16 protein-coding genes and 3 tRNA genes are annotated in these 18,067 nt (G+C 52.3%); 3 read left to right on the forward strand and 16 right to left on the reverse strand.

The window, feature by feature from the left end; all coding sequences use genetic code 11:
• Positions 1-23: 23 nt before the first annotated feature.
• Complete coding sequence (gshA, locus tag CWE12_RS11170; protein ID WP_126789800.1) at positions 24-1,616, reverse strand: glutamate--cysteine ligase; 1,593 nt, start codon at positions 1,614-1,616, stop codon at positions 24-26.
• Positions 1,617-1,700: 84 nt separating this feature from the next.
• Here gshA and CWE12_RS11175 point away from each other — a divergent pair, with 84 nt between their 5' ends.
• Both CWE12_RS11175 and CWE12_RS13625 read left to right on the forward strand, forming a co-directional pair.
• Positions 1,701-4,334, forward strand: a complete 2,634-nt coding sequence (locus tag CWE12_RS11175) for a response regulator (RefSeq protein WP_126789801.1) — start codon at positions 1,701-1,703, stop codon at positions 4,332-4,334.
• A complete protein-coding gene (locus CWE12_RS13625) occupies positions 4,331-4,498 on the forward strand; it encodes a hypothetical protein (protein ID WP_198675745.1) in 168 nt (55 codons plus the stop codon). Before CWE12_RS11175 ends, CWE12_RS13625 begins: the two co-directional genes overlap by 4 nt.
• A gap of 91 nt (positions 4,499-4,589) precedes the next feature.
• Here CWE12_RS13625 and CWE12_RS11180 read toward each other — a convergent pair whose 3' ends face one another.
• From CWE12_RS11180 to CWE12_RS11220, 9 genes are all read right to left on the reverse strand, one after another.
• Complete coding sequence (locus CWE12_RS11180) at positions 4,590-5,675, reverse strand: sodium ion-translocating decarboxylase subunit beta (protein WP_126789978.1); 1,086 nt, start codon at positions 5,673-5,675, stop codon at positions 4,590-4,592.
• 48 nt (positions 5,676-5,723) lie between these two features.
• On the reverse strand, positions 5,724-7,529 hold the full coding sequence (oadA, locus tag CWE12_RS11185) for a sodium-extruding oxaloacetate decarboxylase subunit alpha (protein ID WP_126789802.1): 1,806 nt from the start codon (positions 7,527-7,529) through the stop codon (positions 5,724-5,726).
• Between the two features lie 24 nt (positions 7,530-7,553).
• On the reverse strand, positions 7,554-7,784 hold the full coding sequence (locus CWE12_RS11190; RefSeq protein ID WP_126789803.1) for an OadG family protein: 231 nt from the start codon (positions 7,782-7,784) through the stop codon (positions 7,554-7,556).
• A gap of 175 nt (positions 7,785-7,959) precedes the next feature.
• Positions 7,960-8,036: transfer RNA gene (locus tag CWE12_RS11195), tRNA-Arg, on the reverse strand.
• 42 nt (positions 8,037-8,078) lie between these two features.
• Positions 8,079-8,155: transfer RNA gene (locus CWE12_RS11200), tRNA-Arg, on the reverse strand.
• Between the two features lie 76 nt (positions 8,156-8,231).
• Positions 8,232-8,324 (reverse strand) — tRNA-Ser (locus CWE12_RS11205).
• 163 nt (positions 8,325-8,487) lie between these two features.
• Positions 8,488-8,682, reverse strand: a complete 195-nt coding sequence (gene csrA, locus CWE12_RS11210) for a carbon storage regulator CsrA (protein WP_126789804.1) — start codon at positions 8,680-8,682, stop codon at positions 8,488-8,490.
• 251 nt (positions 8,683-8,933) lie between these two features.
• Complete coding sequence (alaS, locus tag CWE12_RS11215) at positions 8,934-11,531, reverse strand: alanine--tRNA ligase (RefSeq protein WP_126789805.1); 2,598 nt, start codon at positions 11,529-11,531, stop codon at positions 8,934-8,936.
• A 125-nt stretch (positions 11,532-11,656) separates the two neighbouring features.
• Positions 11,657-12,133 carry a regulatory protein RecX gene (locus CWE12_RS11220; RefSeq protein WP_157981966.1) on the reverse strand — a complete coding sequence of 159 codons (477 nt, stop codon included), beginning with the start codon at positions 12,131-12,133 and terminating at the stop codon, positions 11,657-11,659.
• A 144-nt stretch (positions 12,134-12,277) separates the two neighbouring features.
• Here CWE12_RS11220 and CWE12_RS11225 point away from each other — a divergent pair, with 144 nt between their 5' ends.
• Positions 12,278-12,979 carry an SIMPL domain-containing protein gene (locus CWE12_RS11225; protein ID WP_126789807.1) on the forward strand — a complete coding sequence of 234 codons (702 nt, stop codon included), beginning with the start codon at positions 12,278-12,280 and terminating at the stop codon, positions 12,977-12,979.
• On the opposite strand, the gene CWE12_RS11230 is transcribed toward CWE12_RS11225, so the two are convergent.
• Genes CWE12_RS11230 through CWE12_RS11255 form a run of 6 tightly spaced genes read right to left on the reverse strand, consistent with a single transcriptional unit; the run spans position 12,976 to position 17,915 of the window.
• Positions 12,976-14,076 carry an agmatine deiminase family protein gene (locus tag CWE12_RS11230; RefSeq protein ID WP_157981967.1) on the reverse strand — a complete coding sequence of 367 codons (1,101 nt, stop codon included), beginning with the start codon at positions 14,074-14,076 and terminating at the stop codon, positions 12,976-12,978. The two genes, CWE12_RS11225 and CWE12_RS11230, sit on opposite strands and share 4 nt — an antisense overlap.
• The gene (gene rluB, locus CWE12_RS11235) at positions 14,057-14,995 is read right to left on the reverse strand and encodes a 23S rRNA pseudouridine(2605) synthase RluB (RefSeq protein ID WP_126789809.1); all 939 of its coding nucleotides are present in this window, start codon (positions 14,993-14,995) and stop codon (positions 14,057-14,059) included. Before rluB ends, CWE12_RS11230 begins: the two co-directional genes overlap by 20 nt.
• 2 nt (positions 14,996-14,997) lie before the next feature.
• Entirely contained in the window at positions 14,998-15,609 is a 612-nt protein-coding gene (scpB, locus tag CWE12_RS11240; RefSeq protein ID WP_126789810.1) for an SMC-Scp complex subunit ScpB, read from the reverse strand.
• Positions 15,606-16,388 carry a segregation and condensation protein A gene (locus tag CWE12_RS11245; protein WP_126789811.1) on the reverse strand — a complete coding sequence of 261 codons (783 nt, stop codon included), beginning with the start codon at positions 16,386-16,388 and terminating at the stop codon, positions 15,606-15,608. Before CWE12_RS11245 ends, scpB begins: the two co-directional genes overlap by 4 nt.
• Before the next feature lie 23 nt (positions 16,389-16,411).
• Positions 16,412-17,035 (reverse strand): L-threonylcarbamoyladenylate synthase, encoded by a 624-nt coding sequence (locus CWE12_RS11250; RefSeq protein ID WP_126789812.1) that lies wholly within the window; start codon positions 17,033-17,035, stop codon positions 16,412-16,414.
• Between the two features lie 4 nt (positions 17,036-17,039).
• Positions 17,040-17,915 (reverse strand): PHP domain-containing protein, encoded by an 876-nt coding sequence (locus CWE12_RS11255; protein WP_126789813.1) that lies wholly within the window; start codon positions 17,913-17,915, stop codon positions 17,040-17,042.
• Positions 17,916-18,067: the final 152 nt, after the last annotated feature.

The following is an 18,067-nucleotide window of genomic DNA, read 5'->3' on the forward strand; positions in this document are numbered from 1 at the left end:
GACTACATCCCTTTTACGCGCCTCTAGCAGGCGCGTTCTTTTTTCTCTTCTGCTGCTGCAAAATAAGCCTGCAAGTAAGCCGCAAAGGTCCCGCTTTGCTGAGACTCAATTGTGCTTTGCTCTGTTAACGACTTTGTCGCCAGCGCTTTTAGCTCATCTTCACTGTAATACTCCAGCGACTCCTGCAACAGCTGTTCCCGGTAGTGCTGAGCAAGCTGCATAGCAAACCCCTGTCCGTGCTGTTGTGCTTTACGCATATCGGCGATCAACTGGCCTGACAGGGTCCGTTCCGGATTATCGATTTGCGGGCCTAAATGACCTAAAACGCAACGGTAGGCATCACCACCGTTTGCATTGTCCATCAGTTCTGCCAGGGGTTCCAGCGTCTTGAACAAATCTTTAAGTTGCTCTTTCAACAGCACCTGGTGTTGTCCTTGCTGCAACCGCAACCGAGGGTCACGACCATCAAGTACCACCTGAGTAAGGTTTCTGCCTGCCTGCTGTTGATCGTCCCAGCTCATTTTGGGACTGTCACTAAGCAGACAATGCATGAGTAACAAATCGAGAAACAGCATTTGCTCGGCGGTAATCCCCACTGGTGTGTAGGGATTGGTATCCAACGCACGAATTTCAATGTACTCGACCCCCCCACGCTCAAGAGCCTGGGTTGGAGTTTCACCAGAGTGCGCTGTGCGTTTAGGCCGGATCGGCGCATAGAATTCGTTTTCAATTTGCAGAATATTGCTGTTCAGCTGACGGAACTCGCCCTGGTCGTCCTGCACACCAATCTTGGCAAAACGCTCGGATGGTGTCGACACCGCGCGACGCAGGCCATCAATGTATTGCTGCGCCGAATCATACGAAATACGCAGTGCCGCCTGCTCTTTGTTGGTGTAACCAAGATCACTCATGCGCAACGCTGTGGCGTACGGCCGGTAACTCATGCCACCGCCAAATGACTGCAGGTCTACGTCACCCGGGCTATATCGGGTAAAAGAGCTGCATACGACGGGCGACGCACCAAAGAAGTACGGCACGACCCAGGCATGCTTAAGGAAATTACGGATCAGGTCAAAATACCGTTCCGAACGATAGTCGCTGCAATTCTTGGCCCCATCCTGCGCGGCCAGTTCATCCCACAGTTGGTCAGACACCGAGAAGTTATAATGCACACCTGCAATGGTCTGCATGACAGCACCGTAACGATGGGTCAGACCCTGACGGTAGGTGCTTTTCATCATACCCACATGGGACGAGCCAAAATCAGCGATACGAATGTCTTTGGGCTCATTAACATAGCAAGGCATGCTTAATGGCCATAAAAGCTCATCCCCAATATGGCGATAGGTAAAGCGATGTAAATCCCGCAGTTGGGTCAGGGTCTCCCTTACCGAGCGGGAAACCGGAGTAATAAACTCGAGTAAGGACTCCGCGTAATCGGTGGTAATCAGCGGATGGGTCAAGGTGGCACCAAGAGACTGCGGGTGCATGGTTTGCGCTAACTGACCACTATTGGTAATGCGCAACGTTTCCCGCTCAACACCCCGATTAATTCCAGCAAGGGTTGCTGTTTGCTGGCGCTGACGAAGAGCGTCGAGGCGTGCAGATAAATTCATCGACAAAGCAATTCCTATACAATTCCTGCTATCATGCGGCTAGTGTGCCATATTCGACAGTAAAATACAGCGCAGGGAGTTAACTTGAAGGTTTTATTTAAACCCAGCCAGCTAAATGTATTGCAGCATCATTTTTGGTGGATCTGCACGTTATTAGTGCTTTCTATTATCGTTCTGCCTGGTATTTGGATCACTATTCCCAGCGCCCTATTGGTCGCCCTGGCTACTGCCATCAGTATAGACAACCAGCAAAGCCGACAGAGTAAAACCATCAGTGCTGATAGCTCGCAGGTACTCCGTCAGGTGTTCAACGACCTGCCCAACCGGGTTTACTGGCGCAATACCGAGTTAAAATTAATTGGCGCCAACCGGGCTTTCCTTGACGATTTTGGCCTTAACGACCTCAATGAAGAGGACTTTGCGCAACAGGAATTCGATGCCTTGACCGCCAATAAAGAGCTGTTCCAGCGCGATCAGGCGACCCTGCAGGGGCAGCAGGCATGTAGCAGTGAAGAACTAAAATTAAAGCTTGGCGAAGCCGCCGACCAGACGCGCTGGGTCGAGCACGCCAGCGCCCCGCTCTACAACGACCATAACGAATTAATTGGTGTTCTCGGCAGCTACTATGACATTTCAACAATCAAGGCAGCCACGGTTGAAATGGCAGCTGCAAAAGAAGCAGCGGAGCAGGCAAACCAGTCTAAAAGCGATTTCCTGGCCAATATGAGTCATGAAATCCGCACCCCGATTAACGCCATTGTGGGGATGGCTAACCTGGCGCTTAAAACCGAACTGAATCCCAAACAACAACGCTACCTTAAAGTAATTAATTCGTCATCCAATGCGCTGCTTGGGGTTATCAATGACATTCTCGATTTCTCCAAGATAGAAGCCAATAAGCTTACTATCGAGCATATTCCCTTTGATCTCGACGAGGTGCTCAGCACCCTGGCGGACATGTTCGCCTATAAGGCATACGACAAAGATTTAGAGTTCATTATCAATCTGCCCGCGAACATACCGACCATGCTGGTCGGTGATCCCATGCGCCTCAACCAGGTTCTGGTCAACCTGGTCAGCAACGCGATCAAATTTACCGATGAAGGTGAAATTAACGTCTCCTGTACCTTGCTCGAACAAAGTGACGATAAAGTCTGGTTGCGCATGTCAGTGACGGACACCGGCATCGGCATGGACGAAGAACAGCGCGCAAACCTGTTTCAGGCCTTCACTCAGGCTGACACCTCTACTACCCGTAAATTTGGTGGTACCGGGCTGGGGCTGACCATCTCACAACGCCTGATCAAGCTTATGAACGGCGACTTGGGGGTAATTAGTGCGACCGGGCAGGGATCGACGTTTTACGTCGAAATCGCGTTGCCGTTGCAGCCTAATCAGGACGCATCACACCATCAGTTACTGCTGGAACGTCTCGAGGGTGTGCGTATCCTGGCCATCGACGACAATCTCAGTACCCGGGAAATGCTCTACGAATTGCTTCGCTCCTACAAAATGGACGCAAAAGTGGCGCGCAGTGCCGAACAGGGTCTGCAAATCATGCTCGATGCTGAAACCGCGGGCACTCCGTATCAAATAGTTTTGATCGACTGGCGGCTGCCTGGCATGGACGGCCTGACCCTGGTCGAAACCATGCAGCAAAAACTGGCTGCAGAGACCATGCCCAAAGCCATTCTGGCGACCGGGTATTACGCGGAAGAACTGGCCGAGAAAGCAAAACTGGTCGGTGCCTGTGACTTTATAACCAAACCCTATACCACCGCCACCCTGGCGCGGGTTCTGAATACCGCGGTATATGGGAACAGCAATACTGATTATGCAAATGCCACCGATACCATCGCTCATCCGGCTAGTTCCGAACGGGTTCCGGTTGCCTTGCGCAATGCACCGTTATTGGTGGTGGAAGACAATGAAATTAATCAGCACGTAGCGAAGGAATTGTTACGCGGGCACGGATTCTCGGTGGACATTGCCGAGAATGGTGAGGTCGCAGTGAATATGGTGCAGAAAAAAGCCTACGCCCTGGTGTTAATGGATATTCAGATGCCAGTGATGGATGGCTATCGCGCCGCCGAAACCATTCGTCAGAATTATAGTTACCAGCAACTGCCAATTGTGGCAATGACCGCTAATGCGATGTCTGGTGACGCAGAGCGCTCTCTCGCTGCGGGAATGCAAGGGCATATACCGAAGCCCATTGACGAAGACATGCTGCTTAGTCAAATCAGCAAATGGGCCATTCCAGGCCCTTATGACAGCTCTAAACCGGACGACGACGGCGTCCGTGAAACACCGCCGCTGCAGCAACATAAGTATCCCCAGGTGAAAGGTATCGAGTTTGCCTCGGCACTGGCGCGTCTCAATCATAACGCGGCGCTTTATATACGCCTGGTCAAGCAGCTAGTCGACAGCTACCAGCAAAGCGCGATGAAAGTCGCAGAGTTTATTACCCGCGGAAAACATGATGAAGCACGCCGCTATTTCCACTCGTTAAAAGGCGCCTCGGCTAACCTCGGCTTAATAGCGCTGGAGAAAAAGGCGGGTCGCCTTGAAGATGCAATGAAAGGCGGCGATATTGCGACTGTAGCAGACTTGATCGGCGGTCTTGATAAATTACTTAACGAAGCAGAACAAGCCGCCGATGACTTCGCGGCGCTGCATCAGTCCCAGCAAAGTGCCGACACAGGAGCACCCGGATGATCCGTTTACTATTTTTAATTCCTCTTGTTCTATGCCTGCTTTGGATGCTCTTTCTGACCTACCGGGGGTATAGCTTTACTGAGGGTAAGCAAGGCTTTATCTACATTCTGGTCATCAGCACCGTGATTGCTGCCTTCTATACTCTGATGTGGTTTATTACCTGACGCCAGGTTATTTGAGCAGCAGACAGCTGTAAGACTGTCTGCCGCCTGGCTCTATGTTACTTGCTCTCTAGTGCGAAGAACGTGTCTCTAGCTATCCAACCAGAGCGAGTAAAACACCCGCAGCAACCGCAGAACCAAGTACCCCGGCTACGTTCGGCCCCATCGCATGCATCAACAGGAAATTCTGTGGATTGGCAGCCAGCCCCTCTTTATTCACCACGCGCGCTGCCATCGGCACTGCAGAGACGCCCGCAGCACCCAGCAATGGGTTGATAGGGTCTTTGCTGAGTACGTTCATCAGCTTCGCCATGAGCACGCCTGCTGCCGTACCAATCACAAAGGCCACAGCACCCAGCAGTAAAATCCCCAGGGTTTGCACATTAAGAAACGATGTGGCCGACAGTTGAGCGCCAACCGCCAAGCCGAGGAAAATGGTCACAACATTGATGATCTCATTCTGTGCGGCATTGCTCAGGCGCTCGACTACCCCGGATTCGCGCAATAAATTACCTAAGCAGAGCATTCCCACCAAGGGCGTTGCCGTGGGCAATAATAACGCGGTTAGAACCAACACCATTAACGGAAACAAGATTTTCGCCTTCTTTGAAACCGGCTTTAACTGCTCCATTTTTATTTGCCGTTCCGCTTTGCTGGTCAGCAAGCGCATAATCGGTGGCTGAATAACCGGCACCAGCGCCATGTAGGAGTAGGCAGCAACGGCAATGGCACCGAGCAGCTCCGGGGCCAGCTGAGAAGACAGATAAATTGCAGTCGGACCATCGGCACCGCCAATAATCGCAATCGCGGCCGCCTGTTCGAGCGTAAAGCTCATCCCCGGCACCCAATTCAATGCAATAGCACCAATTAAGGTCGCAAAAATACCAAACTGCGCCGCCGCTCCAAGAATAAACATTTTCGGGTTGCCGAGTACGGCGCTGAAGTCAGTCATAGCGCCAACACCGAGGAAAATGAGCAGTGGAAAGACGCCAGTGCTGATCCCTACCTCGTAAATGTAATACAGCATACCGCCTGCATCGCTCAGACCAGCGAGGGGAATATTGGTTAGGATCGCACCAAACCCAATGGGTAACAGCAATAAAGGTTCAAACTTATGCCGGATTGCGAGATAAATCAGTAGCGCACCGACTGCAATCATCAGCAGCATGCCCCACTGCATGTTAGCCAGTCCGGTGCTAACCCATAACTTATGCAAATCTTCCAAGGTTTATGCTCCCTTTACCGCTACCAGCTCATCACCAACCTGAACGTTGTCGCCCTCTTTCGCGATTAGACGTGAAACTACGCCGGCGTGTTCAGCACGCACTTCCGTTTCCATCTTCATCGCCTCAAGAATAACCAGCACGTCCCCTTCGGCCACTTCATCGCCAACTTTGACGTTGTGTTTCCACATGGTGCCTGCCAGCGGTGCGGTAATAATGACCTCGTCGCCCTCGTTTTTTGTGGGTGCAGATTCTGGCGCTTCACTTTTCTCAGCTGGAGCACCTTTTTCACTTGCAGCCAGGCTGCCGTCAGGGCCGACCTGGACCGAGAAAACCTTACCATCGACATTGACATCATAACGTTCAACGTTGCTGCTGCTCTTGTCCTTAGAGGCAGGAGCCGCCGACGATGCTTCGGCTTGTTCGCCTGGCGCCGGTTCAAAGGCATCAGGATTGCCTCGATTCTGTAAGAATTTGAGCCCTACTTCAGGGAAAAGCGCGTAGATCAGAACGTCATCTTCAGTGTTCTCAGCCAGCTTAATATCCAGCTCGCTCGCCTTGTCTTTCAGCTCAGTCTGCAGGCTTTCCATTTCCGGCTGCAGATTATCAGCTGGGCGGCAGGTCACAGGCTCAGCGCCTTCCAGCACACGCTTTTGCAGTTCTTCGTTAACTGGAGCAGCTGTCGCGCCGTATTCACCTTTAAGTACCGCTGCGGTCTCTTTTGAAATTGACTTGTAACGCTCACCGGTCAGCACATTTAACACCGCCTGCGTGCCCACGATCTGAGACGTTGGCGTAACCAGAGGGATGTAGCCAAGATCCTTGCGTACCGTTGGAATTTCCTTCAGCACCTCATCAAACTTGTCCAGTGCGCCCTGCTCTTTAAGTTGATTCTCCATATTGGTGAGCATGCCACCAGGCACCTGAGCCAGCAGGATTCGTGCATCAACCCCTTTTAACGAACCTTCAAACTGCGCATATTTTTTTCGTACATCACGGAAATAAGCAGCAATTTCTTCGAGTAGCTCGAGATCCAGTCCAGTGTCGCGCTCGGTCCCCTGCACCATGGCCACCAGCGTTTCCGTGGCGGAGTGCCCATAGGTCATACTCATTGAGGAAATCGCGGTATCAAGCATGTCGATCCCGGCATCAATCGCCTTTTGGTAAGTCGCTGTGCTCAGCCCCGTCGTCGCATGGCATTGCATCGCAATCGGCAGGTCAACGGCGTCTTTCAATGCGGTAATCAACGACTCGCATTCATAAGGGCGAAGTAACCCCGCCATGTCCTTAATACAGATTGAATGACAGCCCATGTCTTCCAGTTCACGGGCCATATCGACCCACTTATCAATGGTATGCACCGGGCTGACAGTGTACGACAAGGTTCCCTGAGCATGCCCTTCATTCTCGATGGTCGCTTTCACCGCGGTTTTCAGATTGCGCATGTCGTTCATGGCATCAAAGATACGGAACACATCGACACCGTTCTCTTTGGCCCGGGCGACAAAACGTTCAACCACGTCGTCGGCGTAGTGACGATAGCCAAGTAAATTCTGTCCGCGCAGTAGCATTTGCTGCGGCGTATTGGGCATAGCTTTCTTAAACTGGCGAATTCTGTCCCAGGGATCTTCCCCTAAATAACGGATGCAACTGTCAAAGGTCGCTCCGCCCCAGGATTCCAGCGACCAGTATCCAACCTGATCCAATTTTTCGGCGATCGGCAACATGTCATCAATACGAAAGCGCGTGGCCAACAGCGACTGATGCGCATCACGCAGTACAACGTCCGTGAGGTAAAGCGGCTTACTCATGAAATGGCTCCTGATAATACGAAATTAATTGGAATGTCGGGATTTACGATATTGGGCAACAGCAGATGCAATCGCGGCCATATGGGCCGAATTCGGGCTGTTGCCTGCAGATTGTGGTTGCTTGGCTGGCGATGCCTGTTCCGGCGCCATGCGGGTTAACAAACTCACGCAGCCAGTCAGTACAAGCAGAAAGCAAAATACAGTGGCCATGCCAATTAGCATCAGCGTAACTGCATCTAGAAGCATAGAAGTCATCTGTTATCTCATCTCCATGTGGTACGACCATTACATAGGAAAGCCAACAAAAATGCAACGTTAGCAGGCATGGAAGAGATTAAACTTTGGTGGAATAAAACAATAGCTTCACGCCTGAATCTTCAGGGTAAGCATAGTCGAAACAATGAGGATTTAAATCATATGAGGAAAGAAATGGCGCGCTCGGGAGGATTCGAACCTCCGACCGCCTGGTTCGTAGCCAGGTACTCTATCCAGCTGAGCTACGAGCGCGCTGATATCTCTTATAAAGACTTGTTATGTGATGGAAAGGAATGGCGCGCTCGGGAGGATTCGAACCTCCGACCGCCTGGTTCGTAGCCAGGTACTCTATCCAGCTGAGCTACGAGCGCGTCGTTACTTACACATCTATCTAGTCGGGACCATTTTGATGCAGTCACTGTTTATAAAAAACAATTTGCAGAAAAATGGCGGTGAGGGAGGGATTCGAACCCTCGATGAGGCTACAAACCCCATACTCCCTTAGCAGGGGAGCGCCTTCAGCCGCTCGGCCACCTCACCGCGACTTGATGGGGCAGAATGATAGCGACTCACAAAAATATGTCAAACGCTTTTTGCAAAGCACACCATCGTTTGCGTTATATTTAGCCAACTCGGGCAAATAACCTGCAACTTTTAAGCGCTAGATACAAAAAAGCTGGCGGAAGCCAGCTTTTCTGTAAGGTTATTCGTTCGAGTCGGTTGAACTCTCGCCCTTTTCTGCCTGGATGCGCATGTAAATCTCTTCCCGATGTACCGACACATCTTTTGGTGCGTTGACACCAATTCGAACTTGATTTCCTTTCACACCCAACACTGTCACGGTGACGTCGTCACCGATCATCAGGGTTTCACCTACACGGCGGGTTAAGATCAACATTCGTCTGCTCCTTCAATACCTTATTCCCAGTACACTCGATCCACTGACGAGAACCTCGCCGAGGAACAGGCATACTACCAGCCTTTCTTTTAATAGCACTATATCAATACTCATATAGTGCTACGACGTGCTACACGTTCGGTTACCAGCCTTGGATAGCCGTTATAGCATAACATAACCTGGCTAAAGTCTAACCGCTAACTTGCTGTGGCAAGGGTAAAGAGCAGGAAAATACGACCAACGTCAGAAACTCATAATCGTTCGTTCAACCAGGCCGACACAGACTGTAAGGCCACTTCCACGTTTTCCGGCTGTGAGCCCCCTGCCTGAGCCATATCAGGGCGACCTCCGCCTTTACCGCCAACCTGACTCGCCACATGGTTAACCAGGTCTCCAGCTTTAACTTTAGCAGTTAATGATTTAGTTACACCTGCAATCAGACTTACTTTTTCATCTGAGCTGGTTGCCAGCATCACAATGCCTTCCCCTAGCTGGTTTTTCAGGTCATCAACCATGCCGCGCAACGATTTTGCTTCAGCGCCTTGCAGCTCCGCAATAATCACCTTAACGCCATTCACGTCGACCACCTGGTCAATCAGGCTAGCGCCAGCTTGCTGGCTTAACTGTTGCTGCAAATCCGCAAGTTGCTTCTCTTGCTGCTTTTGCTTGTCCAGTAATTGCTCAATACGCGATACCAGCGTCGATTGATCAGTTTTGGTCAGCTCTGCCAGTTTCTGCAGTTGTTGTTGCTGCTGCTGGATAAAACGAACCGCAGCGGCACCTGTGGTCGCTTCGATACGACGCACGCCGGACGCAATACCACTTTCCTGCAAAATGCGGAAACAGCCAATATCACCAGTACGAGAGACATGCGTCCCGCCGCAAAGTTCGAGCGAGTAGTCGCCCATTTGCACAACCCTTACGTTGTCGTCGTATTTTTCACCGAATAACGCCATCGCGCCTTTCGCTTTCGCTTCGTCAACCGGCATAACGGCAGTCGTCAGCTCAGTATTGCGACGAACTTCAGTATTCACCTGAGTTTCAATTTCACGCAGTTGCTCTGCACTAACCGCCTGACCATGGGCAAAGTCGAAACGCAGGCGTTCTGCATCCACCAACGACCCTTTCTGGGCCACATGTTCACCAAGCACCCGACGCAGTGCTTCATGGATTAAATGGGTTGCCGAATGGTTACGTTTAATTGCTTCACGGCGTTCCACGTCGATACTTGCAGTCAGTTCCATTCCAATAGCGAGGTCCGCTATAGCTTCACCATGATGCCCGATGGCTTTCCCGATGTACTGGGTGTCAGTCACGTTAAAAACAGCGTCAGCGGCACTCAGCGTACCTATATCACCAACCTGACCACCGCTCTCGGCATAGAATGGCGTGCGTGACAGCACCACGACTCCACTTTGACCGGCAGCTAATTGGCCGACCGCCTTGCCTTCGTGGAACAATTCGACAATCTGAGCGCTATCTGAGGTGTTTCCATAGCCGCTAAATTCAGTCACCTGCTCTGACTTCAACTGCTTAGTGTAATCAGTGGTGAACTGAGACGCTTGCTGAGCACGTTTTCGCTGCTCGTCCATCGCCGCCGCAAAACCTTCTTCGTCAACTTTGACATCACGCTCACGAGCAACGTCTGCGGTTAAGTCAAGTGGGAAGCCATAGGTGTCATACAGCTTGAATGCGACATCGCCGGGAATCGTGTCACCCTGCAGCTCACTCAGTGCGTCATCCAGAATGCTCAGTCCGCGTTGCAAGGTGCGCGCAAACTGCTGTTCTTCCTGCAGCAGTGCCTGTTCGATGCGCTGCTGGTTGCTGACCAACTCGGGGTAGGCTTCGCCCATTTGTTTAATTAATGCATCCACCAGCTTGTAGAAAAACGGTTCTGTCGCGCCCAGCTTAGTGCCATGGCGAACCGCACGACGGATAATGCGGCGTAACACATAGCCGCGCCCTTCGTTGGAGGGCAGAACACCATCGGTAATCAGAAACGAACAGGAGCGAATATGATCGGCAATCACGCGCAACGACTGGTTACTAAGATCTTCATAGCCGACCGCATTTGCTGCAGCCTGGATCAGCGCGACAAAGGTGTCTGTTTCGTAGTTGGAATGCACACCCTGCATAATCGCAGCAATTCGCTCCAGACCCATGCCGGTATCAATCGACTGCTTCGCCAGCGGCTCCATGGTGCCATCCGGCTGGCGGTTGTACTGCATGAAAACCAGGTTCCAGATCTCAATGTAGCGGTCGCCATCTTCTTCAGGGGTGCCGGGAGGACCGCCCCAGACATCAGCGCCGTGGTCATAGAAGATTTCCGAGCAGGGCCCACAGGGTCCGGTATCGCCCATCGACCAGAAATTGTCTTTCTCGCCAATACGGCTGATCCGATCTTCCGGTACACCGATTTCTTTGGCCCAGATATCATAGGCTTCGTCATCGGTTTCAAACACGGTGACCCATAATTTTTCCGCAGGTAACCCCAACTGACCAGTTAAAAACTGCCAGGAGTACTGGATCGCTTCACGTTTGAAATAGTCGCCAAAGCTGAAATTGCCCAGCATCTCGAAAAAAGTATGATGGCGGGCGGTATACCCTACGTTTTCCAGATCATTGTGCTTACCACCGGCGCGGACGCAACGCTGTGAACTTGTCGCTCGCGTATAGCCACGTTTATCGGTGCCCAGAAACACATCTTTAAAAGGCACCATACCGGCATTCGTAAACAGCAGGGTGTCATCATTGTGGGGGATCAGGGAGCCACTGGGGACCACTTCGTGGCCGCGCTCAGTAAAGAAGTTTAAAAACGCGGAACGAATCTCGGCGCTGGTCATACTCATGGAAAATGTCCTAACTTATCTGTTCGTTGCTCGAAAAAAGAATGGCGATTAGCCTACCATAACGTGCTGAGATTGGCACTCAGATTACCCGCGTCTTTTGCTGCGAAAAATACGTTACGGGGCGCTCAGCAACCGTCGTCCTCATGCACTTTACTGATAGCTGCATAGACATGCGACGACAAAAATCCGCGCGAGGCCAAATGCCGCTGACGCCGGGCTTTTTCTTTATCCCCAGTTGCCGCTTCGGTGCCGAAGCGACGCTGGTATCGGTCGGCTGCCACAGCCACCCAGTCAACGTTGGTGGATTCCAGGATCTGCTCAACCAGCGTTCTCTGGATGCCTTTCTGTGCCATGTCCGAATAAATTTTCAACGGCCCATAGCCCGCTTCAATACGCTGTCGAACATAGCTTTCAGTAAAACGCTGATCCGATTGCCAGCCGCGTTCCTGCAGTTCACTGATGACCTCATCGACCGCATCAGCTGCAAAGCCCTTATCGCGCAACTTACGGGCTAATTCGCTGGCTGAGTGCTCGCGTCTTCCAAGTAAAAAAACCGCACGCTGCTCGATTGCTTTCTTGTCATCTGGTTCAACTTTTGCCATAGATATCCTTAGCATGCTGGTGAAAACCCAGTGAAACGATCACGCTCAAAGTGAACCTTTTATACCAGCAACCGTTCCAAGCTCCAACTGAGTTCGTTTTCACAATCGTTCTATACGTCTGTTTTACTAAACAAGGATACATTCATGCGTTCTTTTTCGTTCATCTCAGTCATCACGACTTTGTCACTCACGCTGTTGCTGGTAGCCGGTTGCAGCGCCCAGGCCAATACCGCTAACGATGAGGACCAGATTGTGGTCTCCGGGCAGGGCACGGTGCACGTGGTGCCCGATACCATGCGCTTTAGCCTGTGGGTCGAAGCCGACGGCCATCAGCTAAGCCCGATTAAAACCCAGGTCGACCAAATTACTGCCGCCATCTTAAACCAGTTGCAGCAACGCGATATCAAAAGAGAAGACATGCGTTCGTTCCAGCTGGCAATTCATCCGAAGTATAAACGAGAAGGCGATCAAACCGTACAGGACGGTTTTCAGGTAAGCCGTCAGATTGACGTGACCCTGCGTGATGCCAGTAATTTCGACCACCTGATCGACTATGCACTTGCCCAGGGCGTCACGCGTGTGGGAAGTATTCAGTATCAGTTAGGAGATGCCAGCGAAGCGTCGCAGCAGGCTTTATTGCGCGCCATTGATGATGCCCACACCAAGGCTACGTTGATCGCTGAACACAGCGACCGCGAGCTTGGTTCAATCATCACCATCCGCGAAAGCAGCAGCAACGGCTCCCCTGTTATGCGCATGGCTGCTGAAAGCCGCACAATGGACGTCTCAGAGCCTGGCCAGCAAGCCATTAACGCACAGGTTGAAGTCGTTTTCCGCTTACGTTAAACCACGGCGTGGCTGGCGCAGTGCCAGCCACCACCGCCGGGTAACAGTGCCCTTGCCGGTAACTCGATCACCGTCAGCCGGGGTTCAGCCTGCTCAATTAAACCCCGGGCAAGAGCATCTTCAGGCACGCCAAAAGTTGGCATCGCGTAGATGTCTCCAAGCCGGATACCGTTGCAGTAGCTGGCACACAGGGGCATACCTGGCGGACGCTGCAATGTATTTGAGCGGCGTCGTATACTAAGCGCCTCGGCTTCGCTCAATTGCAGTTGCGGCATCGGTAACGGCAGTAACTCGACGGCCAGTTGCTGCTCGCTCAGTTGCTGACGTAAATCGGCAACTGTCTGCTGACACCCTTCGTATTCAGGGTGCATCGGGTCGTCCGGTAGCGTCACCGCCAGTGTGCGCGGGCTTAAAAACGTCAGCAAATTGTCCGCATGACCACCCGTTTCATCACAGACTAAGCCCTGTGCCAGGGCAATAATATTGCGTGCTGCAAAGCTATCGCGAAATAACTGATGCAAGGTTTCCTGATTAAGAGTGGGGTTGCGCTTCGGCTCCAGTACTGACGAGGCTACATATAGCAATAGTCCCTCGCCATTGGTGTGCAATGAGCCACCTTCCAAGACCAAATCAAGGGGTTCGCGGTCTAACTGATAGCGCTTACAAAGCCAGTCGCGGGCCGCCAGGTCATCGGCAAAATCCGGATCAAGGCCGCCCCAGCCATTAAAGCCAGTGAGCAGACTAACAACCCTGCCGGGTTCATGGGGCAACGATGTCGGATCGGAGCATGTAGCCGATTGCTGAACATAAAAAGGTGCGCAGTCGCGCACCCATATATCCGCATAATCAACCACATCAAGCTGAATAGAGGAGAGCTGATGCGTTTTTAACTGCTCGGCTGCATTGGCCGCAGAGGACGAATGCACCTGCAGCACCAGCTGGATTGAACGTGCCTGCAGCAAGGGCTGCAGTCTGCATAAAGTATCCACAACTGCTTGCTGCGCAGCTACCGCCTGAAACGGCCAGATATCAGTACGCCAGGGCCAGCGCAGTATTAGCGCCCGCCGAGGCGACCATTCAGGAAGAAGAACGTCCATTGCGGGTGGAAGGCTTCCTCGCCGGTGATTTTGATTTACTGCGTGGTGATGATTTAGAGCTGTCCGGCTTGCTACCTGACCCCGCCCGGCCATGCTTACTGCGTCGCACGGCTCGGCGCGCGCGTTGCAGTTGCCGCTTGCCTTCTTTCTTATCAGTCATACTAACAAAGCTTTGCTCTTCTTTCGGCAAGTCAACCAGTCTGCGAAGGTAGTTGACGCGGTCTAACGGCAACTCCATCCATGCCCCCTGAACCAGGCCTTTCTCCAGCTTGACGTCACCATAACGAACGCGGATCAGGCGGCTCACCTGCATTCCCTGAGATTCCCACAAGCGCCGTACTTCACGGTTGCGACCTTCAGTCAGGGTGACATGGAACCACTGGTTCATCCCTTCGGCAGCCGTTGGCACTATTTTCTTAAAACGGGCGGGCCCATCGTCCAGTTTCACCCCACCGCGCAAGTTATGCAGGTGATGGTGCATGACCTCGCCAAACACACGGACCGCATATTCACGTTCAATTTCCCGGCTTGGGTGCATTAATCGGTTTGCCAGTTCACCGTCTGTAGTAAACAGCAGCAACCCGGATGTATTCACATCCAGTCGGCCGACTGCAATCCAGCGCGCACCATGCAATTTAGGCAGACGGTCATAGACGGTTGGGCGGCCTTCGGGGTCTTTTCGTGTTACCAGCTCGCCTTCAGGCTTGTGGTACATCAAAACCCGGCACACCATGGACGTTTCGTCTTTGACCACCACTTTATGGCCGTCGATACGCACGTCGGCCTCGCCTTCAATACGCTCGCCCAACTGAGCCACATGACCGTCCACGCGGATACGTCCGCTGGCAATCATCTGTTCGATTTCGCGGCGCGAGCCGTGCCCTGAACGGGCCAGTACTTTCTGTAACTTCTCAGTCATAGTTAATGCAATGTCGCCTTGGTTTCGCCACGCTCTCGCGTGTCTGGTTCGTGATCGGCCGCTTGTGGTTCGGCCAGTGCTTCAAGCTCTGGGCGTTCTGCTGCCAGTGCCGGAAGATCCGCTATGGATTGTAAAGAAAAATAATCTAAAAATGCTTTCGTGGTTGCATACAACGACGGCCGTCCCGGGACTTCTTTCTGCCCCACTACCTTTACCCAGCCACGTTCCTGCAAGGTTCGCATAATCTGAGTGCTGACAGAAACTCCCCGCACCGCCTCAATCTCTCCGCGGGTGACCGGCTGACGCCAGGCAATCAATGCCAGCGTTTCCAGCAATGCCGCAGAGTAACGTGGGGACCGCTCCTGCCACATATTTGCCAAAGCCGGTGCCAGTTCGGCACGGGTCTGAAACCGGTAGCCTGAGGCCACTTCCACCAATTGTACCCCACGCTCCTGGTAATCTGCTATTAATTCATCCAGGATCTGGCGCAAGCGAGGGCGGTTCAGCTTATATCCGGACAACGCGCCCTGCATCAGCTGATCCAATGTGATTGCTTCATTAGCAGCAAACAATGCCGCTTCAACCAGCTGTTTTAACTGACTGTCTTTGATCATTTTGCATCCACATAAATCATTGAAAAATTTTCTGCCTGGGTGAGCCGGATCATGCCCTCTTTATTCAGTTCCAATAACGCCAGAAAGCTAACCACTACCCCGGCACGCCCTTCAGCGACCTCGAAAAGCTGCTGGAACTGGAGCCGCGGCTGGCTTTGCAGCCGATCCAATATGCTACTCATGCGCTCACGCGTCGACAAGGTTTCACGACTGACATGATGATGCTGGGTTACATCGATTTGGCGCATCACCGCGCGCATCGCCGTTACTAAGTCATCTAACCCAACTTGCGGCGGCTCTGGTTCGCTGTCGTCGGCCTGAACCAGCGCACTCCCAATAAAAAAGTCGCGCTCCTGCTGAGGCTGGCTGTCCAGCTCCATCGCGCCCTGGCGAATAATCTCATATTCTTTCAGGCGGCGGATTAACTCTGCCCTGGGGTCATCTTCCTCGTCATCTTCTGCCGGCGGCCGCGGTAGCAGCAAGCGGCTTTTAATTTCAGCCAGCATGGCGGCCATCACCAGATAGTCGGCAGCCAGTTCCAGCTTCAATTCGCGCATCAGGTCGACGTAGGTCATGTACTGGCGAATCACATCGAGAATAGGTAAGTCCAGAATATTCATCTGATCGCGTCGGATCAGGTACAACAACAGGTCCATCGGGCCACTGAATGCATCCAGCATCAGTTCCAGAGCATCTGGCGGAATATACAGGTTTTCCGGACGTTCCAGTACCGGTTCGCCACGCACAAAGCCTAAGGGCAAGGACTGCTGTTCAGCCACTTATGAACTCCTGTTCCGTACTGTTAATCCGCAAAGGGGCCCGGGTCGCCCTGCCCTTCCCGCAGCACGCTAACATCGCCATCGGCCATGTCAATTACTGTGGTCGGTTGCTCGCCAATATGGCCACCGTCAATGATCACCCCAACCTGATTGCCTAAGCGCTGTTCAATTTCATACGGGTCTGATTCTGCCATTTCATTGCCTGGCAAGATTAAGCTGGTCGACATCAAAGGCTCATTTAATTCAGCCAACAATGCCTGCGCTATTGGATTCGCCGGCACCCGCAAACCTATGGTTTTACGTTTTGGGTTCAATAGCCGTTTAGGCACCTCTTTGGTTCCTTTAAGAATAAAAGTATAACCCCCCGGGGTATTGTTCTTAATCAAACGAAACGCCTGATTATCAACCCGCGCGTACACCGAGAGTTCCGACAGGTCACGTACCATTAAGGTGAAATTATGGTCCTTGTCGATATCGCGAATCCGGCAAATCTGCATCAACGAATTCTTATCGCCTATCTGGCAGCCAATGGCATAGCCAGAGTCGGTCGGATAAATGACTACCGCGCCTTGCCGGATCATTTCGACTGCTTGTTTAATTAAACGCGGCTGTGGGTCTTGCGGATGAATGTACAGGTATTCACTCATAAACTTAATGCCTTTGATCCCTAACTAAGGTACTCAGATCCCAGTGCTGCCAAACGGGTCGGCAGCCATCCGGCAAACTCAAATTACGGCCTAGCTCGCGCCAGCGGCCAGGGCCATGGAAATCAGAACCTACACTGCTCAGCAGCGTATAGTCATTTGCCAGCTGCGCTAACTGCATGCGTTGCTGCGGCGCCTGTTGACCACTGGCCACCTCAAGCGCTTCGCCGCCGACATCTTTATAGGCAGCGAGCAATCGTTTCAGCCATTTACTACTCAACTGATACGCCAGTGGATGGGCCAGCGAGGTAACACCACCCGCCGCCTGAATAGCGCCAACCGCATCTTCCAGGCTACACCACTGAGGGGCCACATACGCACAGTTGCCCTTACCTAAGTAACGTTTGAATGCTTCATCCACCGTCGCCACATAACCGCCAGCAACCAGAGCATCCGCCAAATGCTTACGGGTAATCACCTCATCAGCATTGTCCTGTCGCGCCCGCACTGACTGCAAACAACCTTCGTCAATTTGCTGTTTACTCAATTTGTCTATCATCTGCTCAGCCCGTTCCTGACGTGCCATTTGCTGAGCCGCAATCAACTCAGTTAGCGCTGTATTGTCAAGATCGAAACACCAACCCAGGACGTGAATTTCATGCCCCTGCCAGCGACTACTAAGCTCAATGCCTGTCACTATCTGTGGCACCACGCCGCCAGTCAGTTTGGCCGCCCGCTGACGAGCTTCTGCAATACCGGCCACGCTGTCATGATCGGTTATTGAGATCACTTCGACATGGAGGTTGTGTGCACGCTCTACCAATTCGCCAGGCGTCAGGCTGCCATCCGACGCAGTGCTGTGCATATGTAAATCAATTTTCATCCCACTATCATACGCGTATACGCCTGTTTAATCATCCATTCAGTATTGACAGCCTCAGTCTCCGTGGGTAAGGTATAGCCAACATAGACAACTTCCTGATCCGTACTCAGGAAATTTTCAGCAGACTAAAGCGGATTCGCGATGAAAATCAT

The sequence above is a fragment of the Aliidiomarina sedimenti genome (assembly GCF_003986955.1).
In the GTDB taxonomy this organism is placed as follows: domain Bacteria; phylum Pseudomonadota; class Gammaproteobacteria; order Enterobacterales; family Alteromonadaceae; genus Aliidiomarina; species Aliidiomarina sedimenti.